The sequence below is a fragment of the Nostoc punctiforme PCC 73102 genome (assembly GCF_000020025.1).
GTDB classification, from domain to species: domain Bacteria; phylum Cyanobacteriota; class Cyanobacteriia; order Cyanobacteriales; family Nostocaceae; genus Nostoc; species Nostoc punctiforme.
Map to the genome: position 1 here is coordinate 6,002,663 of NC_010628.1, position 14,075 is coordinate 6,016,737.

The following is a 14,075-nucleotide window of genomic DNA, read 5'->3' on the forward strand; positions in this document are numbered from 1 at the left end:
TTTGGAGGCGAATCGCTTTGAGTTAGAAGATAGAAAAAGCAAATAAATAAAAAGTACGATCGCATTTTAATTGATTAACAAATATATTAATTTACCAAGTTTTTACTCCCATAATTTTCTGGCGAAATAATTGATATGTATATCCAGAAAAGTGAGCAATCGGCATACTTAATAAAGTAACACCACAAAATAACCAACGGCTAAAAAATGATGGTATTTTATCTTCATTACCTCGCCAAATTTCGGCAGAAAAGCTTTTCCAATATACCAAATTAACTCGTAAACTCTCTAAAAAAGGCAAAAATAAACCTATTATAACTAATATTTCTATAGGCAGACCTAGATTGGGAAACAGTAAATCAACAATCAGAAGTAAAATTACAGTAGATATAAATACAAAAGGTAATAAACCTCTTAACTGCGATTTTAGTTTGTGTTTTGTACTCGTTAAATAGCGACCTCTGCCATATCTAAAATATTGAATAAACAAGGACTTCCAGTTTTTTCGAGGGTAGTACCAGGCACGAATTTTGGAGTCAATATAGATTGCTTGTTTATTGTGGGAAATTAATCTTTGATTTAATTCAGCATCTTGGTTAGTAATTTGTGTTGTGTCAAATACTTTCTTTAATCTCAAGTTTAATTCAGCATCTTCATTAGAACTTGCTTCGATATTATAACCTTGTATCTCTAATAAACTCTTTTTCCAGAAGCACCCTAAATAAACTGTATCTGCATAACCTGTATAGTTGGGATTTCTATATTTAGCTCCACCATTACCAAGAAAACTTTTGGATGCAAGGGAAACACCAGCTTGGAAGGAAGTTTGTGCAACAAAACGCTGCGCTCCACCAACATTGCTAGCTTTTGATTCTAGCAAAGCCTCGATACATCTTTCAATATAGTCAGGTGCATAATCTGAATGGGCATCAATTCTAATAAAAATATCACCTACACATTCAGACAAAATTAAATTAAGACCAGCCGATTGAATTTTTTCAGGATTGTGTATTAATTTAACTCGTGCATCTTTATCTGAGAGTTTTTTGACTATTTCTTGAGTACCATCATTGCTGCCACCATCAGCTACAAATATCTCGATTAGGTTAGGATAACTTGTTCTTAAAAACCCTAAAACCAGGTTTTCTATAAAATTTACCTCGTTATAAGTTGGTATGGCTACGGTTACAGAGGGAAAAGTCTTGACTCTGGGCTCAAATAACATATTAGACTTAGCTATCATATTCAATTTACTTTGGATAAATAAAAAATTAAATTACAAGAAGATTTTCATCGGGATCATCATAAAGCGCATACATGCTTTTAAAAAACACAAACTATCAGTTTTGAAGCTATTAATAGGAGATAGTGTAAAGTATTTCTTACGTAACTCTCTGTGTATCTTATAATGTTTAAAGACTTTTATAGAAGATACACCTGTCGTGTCATAGTAAGAAATTGGAAAATAGAGCAGGTATGGTTGAGCAATCAAAGAGGCTCTAATATTAAAATCATAATCCATTTCTAAAGTTAGCCGCTCATCATATAAGCCGACTTCCTGGAGAAGTTTTTGTGAGAAAATAGTAGACTGGTGACAGATAGGATTGCGAGGTAAAAATAAGTTTTGATCCCAATGGCTATACTGCTTAATATGTCTTTTTAAGTATTGTTTACGGCTCAAAGAGATAGTTTCCCCAAATGCCCAAAGCCACTTTTGTTTTATATAAGAATCTACAATTTTAGTAATTACGCCTTTATTAACTAAAGTATCTCCAGAATTTAAAAAAATCAATAGATTACCTGATGATTTCATTAATCCCACGTTAAAAGCATTAGCAATCCCAATACCATTTTGCTGGAACATATTTACTTTTTTTTCATGATTATATTGATTAATAATGAAAACTGTTTCGTCTGTAGAATTTCCATCAATAATAATGTGGTTTATATATTTGTAATCTTGCATACTAACACTATCTAAAGTTTTAAGTATACAATTGGAAGAATTTTTTGTTAGAGTAATTACGTCAACTTGAATTAGGTTATTCATGATTTTTTAAACTTAGAGTGAGCTATTTACCATCGAGAAATAGCGAGATCAATATAATCTATAATAGATGATGTAAATATATGACCTTCTAAGTAATTAAATGTAGGATTTGCACGAGAGTTAGCTTGTAAAAAATAAATAAAGTAACTAAACAATAACGTAACTAAAGTAAGCATAGACAAAAACTTTATTGGTGGTTTAAGGTTACTCCTTCTTTCTAAAGGTAAATAGAAGAAAATTCCTAAAAAGGATAGAAGTATAAGACTCAATCTCAAAGGAAGGTAATCAAGATTACGGGTGAATAGGAATAAAATTGACTGCAACGCATAAAGACATAACATACTTAAGTCTAAACGTTTTTCTTCTGAAGTAAGGCTAGAATTTGAAGTTGTCTCAATGTAATTATCTCGTGAGAGATTTATATAAAAATAACCAAGAAATACTATAAGCACTAAATGAGCTAGAAAACCTATACTAGCTAATTGGTTTTTTACAAAAAATGCACTTTTAGCGGCTAAGAAACTAAGTTGGGGAATACTACTAATTTTATCAAAGATAGATGCAATAGTAGCTTGATTAACAGAATATATTAATCCAAATACAAATAAAGTGATACTGATATATTTAAGTAAAACACTAATTTTATGAAAGTTTTTATCTTTTAATAAGCTATTTACATCAAGAAATTGCATAATTATTATAGGTAAATAAAGGATTATCGAGTAATGATTTATAATACTCAAAAACAAAAATAATATACAAATAACCTTATTTTTTGTAGAAACTAATGCACACAGAAAAAAAGTACTAGACATGAATTGGCGCATTATAAATGCTTGAAGATAAAATGCCGGATTTAGTAAAATAAAAAATATCAGTAAAGCATAATAGTTTTTTGAAAATCCCTTACAGATTACGAAAAATGTTAGAAGATTAATAATAAAAGACCAAAATAATAAGAAGCCGGTATCTGAACCATTACAAATAATAAATAATATAGAAGCAAGAAAATAAAAACCTGGTTCAAATGGGAAATTGGCTGATTGAAAACATTCTACAGGATTATTACCATTACAATCTCGATACGCTATTAAATATTGCTCGGTATCAGCTTGAATATCTATAAGACAACAGAAAAGAGCGATGGTGACTGCAACTAGCACAAGTATAGAATTATTGAGTAAGCTGTCTATGCTATAAGATTTTGAGTTTCTATTGAGAAATACAAATAAAACTAGTGGTAAAACTCCAATTATCGGAATGTTTAGCCATATAATTATTCCAACAAATAATAAAAAATACTTTTGATAGTTGGTTTGGACACTTGATAAATTAAAATCCATTCTCTAATTATATATTTAGGTAATTTAGGTAATCAAAGTTTTTTGAAATAAACCTAACCAGATTATATGTTCTTCTCTATCCATACTGATAATAGTAAATAAACTATAAATTTGACCTTTAGTCCAATTCCACATGATCAATGCTTCTGCTTTATTGTTCGGATTAATTGAAGCTTTAACATAGCAAACAATTATTTGCAAAAATCCCTTAAAAATTCGGAGAATAGATACAAGCAACCAAATATAATAAGAACGGTTCCAACGCATAGCAGCAATGTAAGGAGCTGCGGCACCAAAACCATACATTAAGTTAAAAAGATAAGTTTCTGATATGCGCTTTGTGGAGATAAAATGGTGCAGCACACAATCAGGCGTATACCAAAGTTGATAACCTGCATTCAGAATTCGTAAAACTATCTCAGAATCTCCTCCTGCACTTAGCTTTTTTGCTTCTCTATCGTTGAGTAATTGTTTATCTAACCAGCCACTTTCCTCAAGGGCAGTTCTACGAAGAACTAAACCTGCACCTGGAATCTGGTAATTACGCCGATTTAACTGTTTTGAAGTTTCGCCGCGCTCATAGGCAGCATATTTACCTGAATGTTTGACAAGGATGGGGGAAGGAGTTATTTCCCAATCGAGAACTACTTTGCCACCAAAAGCACCACAATTTGGATGAGATACAGCAAATTGTATTGCTTTATCTATCCAGTTTTCTGATAAAAGGCAATCATCATCAACAAAAGCAAGCCATTTACTAGTTGTATTTTTAATTCCACATAAACGGGCGTGAGTTAATCCTTGTTTTTGCTCTACTATCCTACGCAAGCCGGGTATTATTTGTAAATTAATATGTTTTTCAACAACAGCACTAGTATTATCTGTACAGTTATTATCTACAACTAAAACTGTCCATTGATAGCTAGGAGATACTTTTGATAAAGAAAGGGCTGTAAGAACACGATCTAGCAAATTAGCGTTGTTATAAGTACAAATTATTATATCCATGAATCCAACCCTAAATTAGTTTTTTAATTGAAACTTATTTGAAAAATATAACTCTAAAGCTTATTTTTAGCGGCGATATATTTTTTGATAGCTGAAAAACTGTAGTTATTACTAATAGCGAACCATGCCATTAAAATAGCTATTTGTATCGAACATATAATACATCTTACTAGATAATCGTTTGGAAGCTGAAAGTTTAATAACACAACTATAAAAAACCAAATTAATGGGAACCATAACCATTGAAACCAGAGAGTATAAGAAACAGATAAACGTTTCATTCCAAATACAGTTACCAAAAAGGTTGTGAGATATCCCAAATTACCTATAATTGCTCCTGTTAAACTAAAGTTATAAGCACCAATAGCAATTAATCCTAGTGACGAAAAACTGCCTAGCAACTGAATCAATGCACAAGCCTTAACTGCATTTGTTCCTAACAAAGAATAGTAGCCGACAGCATGACATGAATAAAGTGCGTAAATTCCTGTTGCAATACAAAAGGTAATGAAGTATTGACTTGCAGTTTGCTCAGGAAATAATAGTTTGAGAATTAATGGAGAAAGTGTTATGAGAGTTGCTCCCATTCCTAAAGCAACTAATCCATTGATTTGGGTAGCTTGTTTAAGTTGCTGTTCTAGTTGATGATAATTAACATTCTGCTGTCCAATTAGATTGCTTAAAGTTGGAAGTAAAGGTTGTACAGGTAATGCAGAAAATGAGTTGATTTGTGCGGTGATATCAGTAATACCTGCATAGACTCCAAGCACCTGGGTACCTAACAAGCTACCGACAATTAGCCGATCGCCTCTACTAAAAAGCACACTTCCCAATGTATTTAACCACATCATTAAGCTGTAGCTTCCTACTGCTACTGCTTTGTGTTGATTCCAACTTAGACGCAGGTTCATATTTTGGAGTATCGATCGCACTACCCATATATGACTGAACAAACTCACTACACCGATTCCAGCCTGCCATTGCATTAACTCGACTGTGCGACCTCCTAACAAAACTACAATCAACATTCCGACATTGAGTAGCACGGACTGCATTGTATTTAACACATTCATCAAGTCATAGCGCTGATGGGCTTGTTCGACACCAATCAAAATTTGTTGCAGTAATCGCGCTGCTACTACCAACCCCCCAATTTGGATAGCCTGTATAACTTTTAACTGTTGTAACTGACCCAATTTAGGAAATAAATTCATAATCGGTTCAGCACCCATCCAAAGAACAATTACTGCTAAAGTTGCCAATATCAGCATCGCCCCAAAAGTTACAGTCAAGGTTTGCGATAGGCCATCAACATCTTTCTTTCCTAAGTCTTGGGAAACAAATACAGTTGTGGCTGTGGAAAGACCTGCTTCAGCTAAAGTAACCATTACCACCACAGCAGAAGCTAGAGTCCATAGTCCATACTCTTCAATTCCCAACAGGCGAATTAGTATAGGGATAATTAGTATGCCTAGCCCTATTTTGATTAATCCTGTTATTGAGTTGTAAAAACCGTTCTTAAGTAAGCTATTTTTCACCAAAAATATTCTCTTTTAATACAAGCATTACCGCAAAAATACTAAAATAGTTAAGTTAAATCGCCATCAAGGGATTAGGAAATGCGTATATTGGGAAACTTCAGTTCACCCTTACCATTCCGTAGCTTACCGCCGTAGGCATCGCTGCTATTTTTGTTGTAATAACCCTTCTGGCTGTAGTAAATAAAACCATTATCAGCAGTAACTCCATTCATCACCATTCCCAAAACACGCGATCGCGCTTGCTCAAGCATCATCTTCGTACTCTTAGCAACAGCACAATCAAGCACTCCAAGACGTACAACTAGCAATATCCCATCTGCCATCTTGCCCAGCATCAGTGCATCACCAAACAAACTCAAGGCAGGAGTATCAATAATGACACAATCATAGTCTTTGGCTGCCTCTTGAATTAACAAAGCCATGCGCTGTGAATCTAGCAATGCTGCGGGGTTCGGTGGAATTGTCCCAGCCGTCAGTAGATCCAAATTAACTAATACTTCTTGAGTAGTGCGGCGAAACTCGGCTTGTCCAACTAAAACATTACTTAGTCCGGCTGGGTTAGATAATTTCCAAATTTCTTGTTGGCAGGAGTGACGCATATCCGCATCTACTAATAGGATTCTGCGTCCCATGTGTGCCTTAGCTACTGCCAGATTCGCTGCTACAAATGATCTGCCTTCACCTGGAGTTGAACTAACTACGGCAATTACTTTTAGTGGTTTATCAGAGATGGTAAAATCCAGGTTTGTCTGAAGCATCTCAAAGGCTGAACTTGCTCCCGAATATGGATTATCTCTTACTGGCAGTTCAACTAAAGCTTCCCCACCATTTTTAGCTTTTTGACCCAAGTGAGGAATCGTACCGAGTAAAGGATAACCTAATAACTGCTGGGCTTGCTCAAGAGTTTTGAGGGATTGATCCATAGCCTCTAACATCAGAGCTAACCCTACACCCAGCAAAATTCCTACAAATCCACCTATCGCCAGGTAAAGGGCAATTTTGGGAGAAACAGCTTTTTTAGGAAGTAAAGCCGCAGATACTACCCTGGCGTTACCGACATTCTGATTTACTACTACTTCGACTTCTTGCGATCGCTTCAGCAGTTCTTCATAGGTAGACCTCGCTACTTGCAACTGTCGCTCTAGCTGCTGCTGTTTTTCTTGCAGTTGGGGTAAGACACTCAATCGTCTTTGGGAAAGTGCGTATGCATTCTGCAAAACTGTAACTCGGTTAGTTAATGCTGACCGTTCTACATCCGACTGTACCAGTTGGGCCAGTAGAGTCTGCTTGAGTTCTCCCATCCCTAAATTCTGCGCTGGTACAGATTTTTCTCTGCCTGCATTCTCAAAAATTCGAGTCTCTAGCTGCTTTTTCAGGGCTGCTTCTTTTGCTAATAAATTAGCGATCGCAGGATGTTTGTCTGTATAGCGAGTCTGTTCTACTGCTAACTGATTTTGCACCTGCTGGTATTCTGTTAATACCTCCTGCACAGCTTTTGATTGAGTTAAATTCCCCATATCCACAGCCTGCTGCGAATTCAATCTCAATTGATGTTCCAGAAGTTGTGAGCGAGTCTCAGCATCCGTTAAATTTGCCTGAGCTTGGGTAATCTGGTCTGATAAATCCGCGAGTCTGTCAACTCCTTTTGCCGCTTCTTGGTCTAAGGCAATTACCCGATTTTCTTCTTTAAACCGACGCAAAGCTGCCTCTGATTTGACTACCCTTGCTTCAACTTCAGGCAATTGCTTGCTCAAAAACCTCTGTGCCACTGTCGCTTGGGTTTGGTTAATGCGAATATTGTTCTCCAGGTAATATCTCATCAGCAAATTCACCACAGCTGCGGCTTCTTTGGGATTGCTACTGCTGTAGGAAATCGCCAAAATATCTGTACCCCGGACACTCTTAATTTTGATTTTTTTGAGAAACTCATCTATTTCTAAGGGTGTTCCTTGCTTACCTACCAAGTTGAGACTAGTGATAGTTTTTTCAACTATCGGGTTAGAACGAATTACCTCTGCTTCTGTATCCAACGGGCTGCTGAGTTGAGTCACACTGCTCAACTCTCCAACTTGTGCCGAGGGACTTGTCAGCGAAGAAACGCGGTCAGTTTTACTGAAGAGCAACTTGCCTTCTGCTTCATAAATTGGTTTCTGTCTGATAGCAATTAAAGCTGACAGTCCAAAAACAGAGGCAGTCACCGCAGCTATGACTAGCCAACGCCTTTTCACAATCAGCGAGTATTGTTGCAAATCTGGGGATTGGTCTTCTTGGTTAGAGGGCATGGAATATATTGCGAATATTCTGAAATACTTACTAATTTTGCTTCAAAATTTTGGTAGCCCAAAATAGTTATTTGAACATACTTAAATATAATTACTTACAAATTATTTGTATAAAAAGTACTTAGTTCTTCTATAATTTTTGGATTACTTTCCTTTCTATACATCTTTTTAGTTTTATCCCAGAAACATTATCGAAATGTCAAGGTATTTTTTATCTACTTTCTCTGAGATTTTATATTACTTTGATAAGTATTTAAATTAAATAAAACTTTAACCTTTACATAACCTTTTTGCTAGTATATAAAACTACATAAGCTAAATTAATAATCACTATCTTAATTGTATATATGGTTTAAAAATTTTTATTGATCGAGTATTACTACGTAAAGATTTTGCTTGCTCTGCTGTTATTGACTTAACTAGTAATCACGCCTAGAGAAAAACGTAAACTCTTGCAAACAGGGAATATTAGATTACTGCATCCTTAATATTTTCAATATTTTATACTGCTTTATTAACAGGATTTTACTATAATGAACAATCTTCTACCAAAATTATATCTATATGTCAATACGTATTTTTAAGTAAATTTATGTTAATTAAGTTTCAAGTTTATATTGACGATATTCATAGCATCATGCAAATATAAAGCTTGGACAGCTAACCTTAGTAAGATGTATGTATTACATACATGCCACGTAAGCGCACTGACAACTGTCCTTCCAGTCCATATATTCAATACCCAATTCTTTTGAAAAACAGAGTATTACAAAAGTTTGCAATCTATGTATGCTTTGAAACAAGAGAGCTAAATTTTTATACTACTATCATTGAATCTCTTGCTGCCTTAACAAACAAATAAATACCAGGATACTGAAGAATCAGAAAAATCAATGACTCTTACAAGTTATGTCAGTTCTCCTGCCAATACTAGGTTGCCCAACATAATCCGCAGCCTACCGATATTGCTCTTGTTAGGGGATATTTTTGGGTTGCTCATTTGTTTAGCGATCGCACAATGGTTGCGTTTAGATCAACCCTTACATTGGCTCAATCCATTGCCTTACGGATTTGTCTGCATGACACTTGCAGCACTTTATTTAGCAGATGCGTACCATCCAGATCGGCAAATTGCAGGTTTAAGAGCGCCTGCTCGAATTATTGTTTGTAACATTGCGATCGCATTCTTTATTTCTGCCCTAATTTACTTGTCAGGTATTGGCAAACATAACCCAATATCGTGGCGGAGCGTCTTCTTACCTAGCATCGGGATCTTTACCATTTGGGCAGTAATATTGCGCGTAGTAGCAGTGAAATGGGTGCGATCGCACGCTTTGAAAAGTCGATGGTTGATACTAGGAGCAGAAGATAATGCCATTAAATTTGCACAGAAATTGCTGGTACTTAATCCTTTAGGAAAGTTGACTGTTCTAGCAGAAGAAAATCAAACAACCATAGACTTACCAAAAAGCAATCTGAGTTATCAGGGAAATCTGAGCGATTTGTTGCAATGGAGTCAAGAATCTTGGTCTGGGGTTATAGTTACAGCCCAGATAAATTTTTCCAAATCTCAAGCACAACAGTTAATGCAGATGCGATTGCGAGGAATTCCGGTTTACACATTGCCGGATGTTTACCAAACATTTTGGTATAAACTTCCTTCATTGCTGCTACAAGATAAATGGTTGGCTTTTAGTGATGGTTTTAACCTAATGCCTGGTTACTTCAGTATGAAACTGAAGCGAGTTGTCGATCTCATATTGATCCTCTTTTTATTAGTATTAGTTGCACCACTTCTGTTGTTGGTTGCATTACTAATTAGATTAGATAGTCCTGGCCCAGTATTGTACAGTCAGCAGCGAAGTGGGTTGTACGGTAAACCATTTAGAGTTTATAAATTTCGCTCCATGTATCAAGATGCAGAAAAGTCTGGGGCACAATGGGCAAGTCAACGCGATCCACGGATCACCAGAATCGGATACTGGCTACGTTTGTTGCGTATTGATGAATTACCCCAAATATGGAACGTCTTACAGGGTGAAATGAGTCTGATTGGGCCTCGTCCAGAACGGCCGGAATTTGATGTCAAACTTAAAGAAGCGATTCCCTACTATGAAGTCCGCTATCTGGTCAAACCGGGAATTACAGGCTGGGCACAGGTTATGTATCCATACGGAGCATCTATCGAAGATGCTTACGAAAAGCTTTCTTACGATCTGTATTACATCAAAAATTATTCCATTTGGTTGGATTTAGCGATCGCCTTCAAAACGATTCGAGTTGTTTTGTTAGGTAAAGGTAGATAAGGAAAAAGAAATGAAAAAGAAAATATTGGTAACTGGCGGTGCTGGTTACATTGGCTCCCATGTAGTTCGTCAATTGGGGGAAGCTGGTTATGATGTCGTAGTCTACGACAACTGCTCTACAAGTTCACCAGCATCCGTACTACACGGGAAATTAATTATTGGCGATTTAGTAGACACCGGGCATCTTTATCAAGTTTTTGCCCAGCATGAATTCAGCGCAGTCTTACACTTCGCCGCTAGTCTGATTGTTCCAGAATCAGTAGCTCATCCCCTCGACTACTACGCAAACAACACCCGCAACACTTTAAATTTGCTGCGCTGCTGTAGCGTTATGGGTGTTAACAAGTTCATTTTTTCCAGCACAGCCGCAGTGTATGGGGAAGTAGAAGAAAATCCTGTTACTGAGTTGAACCCTACACAGCCGATTAATCCTTACGGGCGTTCAAAGTTGATGAGTGAATGGCTGATCCAGGACTATGCGGCAGCATCTTCAATGCGCTACGTAATTCTACGTTACTTTAATGTAGCAGGTTCTGAACCACGTGGACTATTGGGGCAAATGTCTCCGAATGCCACTCACTTAATTCGGGCTGCTTGTGATGCGGCACTCAAGCGTAAGCCAGAAGTACGAATTTTTGGTACTGATTTTCCTACGCCTGATGGAACCGCAATCCGAGACTATATCCACGTAGAGGATTTGGCGACTGCTCATTTAGATGCTTTGGATTATTTAGAAAAAAGAGGTGAAAGCCAAATTTTCAACTGCGGTTATGGGCAAGGATACAGCGTGCGACAAGTTATTGAGAGAGTCAAGGCTATTTCTGGTGTCGATTTTCCCGTTATTGCCGCACCACGTCGTCCGGGCGATCCTGCCTGTGTTGAAGCTTGTGCTGATAAAATCCGTAGAGTTTTGGGTTGGCAACCAAAGCACAATGATTTAGACGAAATTATCGATACAACTATTACTTGGGAAAAACATAAGAGTAACTTGGCAAGACAAAAGCATCTAAATATGGCATACGCATAATTAAAACTTGGTACCTAATTAACCTTGTTTTTGGAATTTAGATAACTTGAATTCGACGGCTCATATAGTGTCCCTATAATTGACTCAATCAAAAAATTTCCACGTTTAGATAGGCATTATTTTTAAATAAAGGCACGCAATTACTTATGTTAAAGGCGGCTGATAATTCAACATCTAACTCAAAACCTTTTTCAATCAACTCTTTACCCGAACTGCATTTTTTCAAGTACCCTAGTAAATCCTGCTGAAAAGCCTGAAATGTTGCCACAGCCACTTCAGCTTCTGGTGATAGACTGCCATCTAAATAACTGAGAATTGCCCCAGCACCAATCAAATCTTCAAATGCAGGACGTAAACTACCATCTTCTTTCCACCTCTCACCGGCAGGAATTACAGCGATTTTGTCGCCATACTTTTGAGCAAACTGCGCTACAGCTTGGCAATTTCGCAAGCAACCAGCCAAAGTTAGTGTATTTCCTGTATGTAAAGTCAGAAATGAACCATTAGGTGATGGTAAAACTAGTCTGGTTCCAGCAGGAATTTCAGCTACCGATTTTGGCGAGAGAGAATATCCAGTTGTAGTCCAACGTTGTCTATGACTTGCCAATTCTGCTTGTACTGACTTGGCATAATCTATGGCTGATTCATCTCTATATGCGTAGGGAAAAATTATCGCGCCGTTGTTGGTGGCAATTTCTACACAAGTAGAAAAAGAGAGAACATCAACTATCACAACTACATCACTAATGGGAGCAAGTTCAGCAACTCCTTGTGAACCCCATTCACAGCGTAAATTAAACTCTGATTGGTTGTAAATCATGAGAGCGATCGCAAAAGACAATATGATAACAAATCATTCAAGATATTTTAAGTAACCATTCCGCTAACGACGTGGCTAATGGTACAGAGGTTCAATTGTTGTTTGACGCAGAACGCCATCATTATCAAGTCTTAAATTTTGGCTGGAAAGAACAACGGAGAATTTATGGAGTTATCATTCATGTTGATATAAAAGACAAAAAAATTTGGATACAAAGAGATGGTACATAAATCGGTATTGCTAATGAATTAATTGCTGGTGGAGTACCTAAAGAAGATATTGTATTAGGATTTCATGCTCCTTATAAACGCGAATTTACTGACTTTGCTGTTGGATAAGTAGTAGAAAATAAGCAATAGTAATCTTTGCCTTAATCATCCACTATCCGCTAAACTCAGAAATGCTGCGTTATTCCTCATCATGTCCGATTCTCAAACTGTTAGTGCTGCTGTTGCCAAACTCTACAATACCTACCCCTTTCCGCCGGAAGCCCTGTTGGATGAACCACCTCCAGGCTACAACTGGCGCTGGAATTGGCTAGCTGCTCATAACTTCTGCACAGGTCAAAAACCTCAAAAGCAAGATATTCGGATTTTAGATGCAGGTTGCGGTACAGGGGTAAGTACAGAGTACCTGGTTCATCTCAATCCCCAGGCTTCTGTTGTGGGGATTGATCTCAGTACTGGGGCTTTAGATGTAGCAAAAGAACGTTGTCAACGTTCTGGTGCTAACCGTGTTGAGTTTCATCACCTCAGCTTGTTTGATGTGGAACAGTTACCGGGTGAGTTTGATTTAATAAACTGTGTTGGCGTTTTGCACCATACTTCCGATCCGATTCGCGGTATTCAAGCCTTGGCGCAGAAGTTAGCCCCAGGCGGCTTGATGCACATTTTTGTGTACGGAGAGTTGGGACGCTGGGAAATTCAACTCATGCAAAAAGCGATCGCACTTCTGCAAGGTGACAAAAAAGGCGACTACCGCGATGGTGTCCAAGTCGGACGACAAATATTTGCTTCCCTACCAGAAAATAACCGAATTGTCAAATACGAAAAGCAGCGTTGGTCATTAGAAAACCACAAGGATGAACACTTTGCCGATATGTACGTTCATCCCCAGGAAATTGACTACAACATAGAGACGCTTTTTGAATTAATTGATGCTTCGGGATTGGAGTTTATAGGTTTCTCGAATCCGAGTTTCTGGGATTTGGAGAGGCTTTTGAGCAAAGCACCAGAGTTAGTAGAACGGGCAAAAGAATTGAGCGATCGCCAGCTTTATCGCCTGATAGAATTACTAGATCCAGAAGTAACTCATTACGAGTTTTTCCTTGGTCGTCCTCCCTTAGTTAAAACTGACTGGTCAGACGACAAAGCTTTATTAGCAGCGATTCCCGAACTTAATCCTTGTATTGAAGGATTTCCCAGTCAATGCTTCTTTAACTACAATTACCAGATTGTTAATTTATCTGAACCAGAGTTTGAATTTATGCAAAAGTGTGATGCGAATTCAACGGTTGCAGAGATTTTGGCTGATGTGCAACTAGGATTAGATGAAGTAAGAAAACTTCTTCAGCAGCAACTGATATTATTAGCACCTGCTTAATCGGCCTCCAATTCAACACTGGCTTAATAAAAGCAATTTATACTTATGGTGATGAGCGATCGCCCATCACCACTTTTGGTAAATTAATGTAGATTA

Annotated in this window: 10 protein-coding genes and 1 pseudogene; 4 read left to right on the top strand and 7 right to left on the bottom strand. The window is 37.2% G+C overall.

Annotated features, from left to right (window positions below; all coding sequences use genetic code 11):
* Window positions 1–91 precede the first annotated feature (91 nt).
* From NPUN_RS24485 to NPUN_RS24510, 6 genes are all read right to left on the bottom strand, one after another.
* Window positions 92–1,243 carry a glycosyltransferase family 2 protein gene (locus NPUN_RS24485; RefSeq protein WP_012411149.1) on the bottom strand — a complete coding sequence of 384 codons (1,152 nt, stop codon included), beginning with the start codon at window positions 1,241–1,243 and terminating at the stop codon, window positions 92–94.
* A gap of 33 nt (window positions 1,244–1,276) precedes the next feature.
* On the bottom strand, window positions 1,277–2,050 hold the full coding sequence (locus NPUN_RS24490) for a glycosyltransferase (RefSeq protein ID WP_012411150.1): 774 nt from the start codon (window positions 2,048–2,050) through the stop codon (window positions 1,277–1,279).
* Between the two features lie 26 nt (window positions 2,051–2,076).
* Window positions 2,077–3,393: an EpsG family protein gene (locus NPUN_RS24495; protein WP_012411151.1), complete on the bottom strand. Its 1,317-nt coding sequence runs from the start codon at window positions 3,391–3,393 to the stop codon at window positions 2,077–2,079.
* Window positions 3,394–3,417: 24 nt separating this feature from the next.
* A complete protein-coding gene (locus NPUN_RS24500) occupies window positions 3,418–4,401 on the bottom strand; it encodes a glycosyltransferase (protein WP_012411152.1) in 984 nt (327 codons plus the stop codon).
* 53 nt (window positions 4,402–4,454) lie between these two features.
* Window positions 4,455–5,939, bottom strand: coding sequence for a lipopolysaccharide biosynthesis protein (locus NPUN_RS24505; RefSeq protein WP_012411153.1), 1,485 nt, complete (start codon window positions 5,937–5,939; stop codon window positions 4,455–4,457).
* 74 nt (window positions 5,940–6,013) lie between these two features.
* Entirely contained in the window at window positions 6,014–8,224 is a 2,211-nt protein-coding gene (locus NPUN_RS24510; protein ID WP_012411154.1) for a GumC family protein, read from the bottom strand.
* A gap of 893 nt (window positions 8,225–9,117) precedes the next feature.
* Between NPUN_RS24510 and NPUN_RS24515 the strand changes: the two genes are divergently transcribed.
* Together NPUN_RS24515 and galE are read left to right on the top strand one after the other, a co-directional pair.
* Window positions 9,118–10,530 (top strand): sugar transferase, encoded by a 1,413-nt coding sequence (locus NPUN_RS24515; protein ID WP_012411155.1) that lies wholly within the window; start codon window positions 9,118–9,120, stop codon window positions 10,528–10,530.
* A 10-nt stretch (window positions 10,531–10,540) separates the two neighbouring features.
* On the top strand, window positions 10,541–11,557 hold the full coding sequence (gene galE, locus NPUN_RS24520; protein WP_012411156.1) for a UDP-glucose 4-epimerase GalE: 1,017 nt from the start codon (window positions 10,541–10,543) through the stop codon (window positions 11,555–11,557).
* 88 nt (window positions 11,558–11,645) lie between these two features.
* On the opposite strand, the gene NPUN_RS24525 is transcribed toward galE, so the two are convergent.
* Complete coding sequence (locus tag NPUN_RS24525; RefSeq protein ID WP_012411157.1) at window positions 11,646–12,377, bottom strand: 2-phosphosulfolactate phosphatase; 732 nt, start codon at window positions 12,375–12,377, stop codon at window positions 11,646–11,648.
* A gap of 32 nt (window positions 12,378–12,409) precedes the next feature.
* Here NPUN_RS24525 and NPUN_RS24530 point away from each other — a divergent pair.
* Both NPUN_RS24530 and NPUN_RS24535 read left to right on the top strand, forming a co-directional pair.
* A pseudogene (locus tag NPUN_RS24530) lies at window positions 12,410–12,715 on the top strand (element excision factor XisI family protein).
* A gap of 82 nt (window positions 12,716–12,797) precedes the next feature.
* Entirely contained in the window at window positions 12,798–13,979 is a 1,182-nt protein-coding gene (locus tag NPUN_RS24535) for a class I SAM-dependent methyltransferase (RefSeq protein ID WP_012411159.1), read from the top strand.
* The last annotated feature ends 96 nt before the right edge of the window (window positions 13,980–14,075 follow it).

What these genes read in the sequence shown, in the direction of transcription:
- NPUN_RS24485 (WP_012411149.1), bottom strand. Translation starts at nt 1,243, where the DNA reads ATGATAGCTAAGTCTAATATGTTATTTGAGCCCAGAGTCAAGACTTTT.
- galE (WP_012411156.1), top strand. Translation starts at nt 10,541, where the DNA reads ATGAAAAAGAAAATATTGGTAACTGGCGGTGCTGGTTACATTGGCTCC.
- NPUN_RS24500 (WP_012411152.1), bottom strand. Translation starts at nt 4,401, where the DNA reads ATGGATATAATAATTTGTACTTATAACAACGCTAATTTGCTAGATCGT.
- NPUN_RS24525 (WP_012411157.1), bottom strand. Translation starts at nt 12,377, where the DNA reads ATGATTTACAACCAATCAGAGTTTAATTTACGCTGTGAATGGGGTTCA.
- NPUN_RS24490 (WP_012411150.1), bottom strand. Translation starts at nt 2,050, where the DNA reads ATGAATAACCTAATTCAAGTTGACGTAATTACTCTAACAAAAAATTCT.
- NPUN_RS24510 (WP_012411154.1), bottom strand. Translation starts at nt 8,224, where the DNA reads ATGCCCTCTAACCAAGAAGACCAATCCCCAGATTTGCAACAATACTCG.
- NPUN_RS24515 (WP_012411155.1), top strand. Translation starts at nt 9,118, where the DNA reads ATGACTCTTACAAGTTATGTCAGTTCTCCTGCCAATACTAGGTTGCCC.
- NPUN_RS24535 (WP_012411159.1), top strand. Translation starts at nt 12,798, where the DNA reads ATGTCCGATTCTCAAACTGTTAGTGCTGCTGTTGCCAAACTCTACAAT.
- NPUN_RS24495 (WP_012411151.1), bottom strand. Translation starts at nt 3,393, where the DNA reads ATGGATTTTAATTTATCAAGTGTCCAAACCAACTATCAAAAGTATTTT.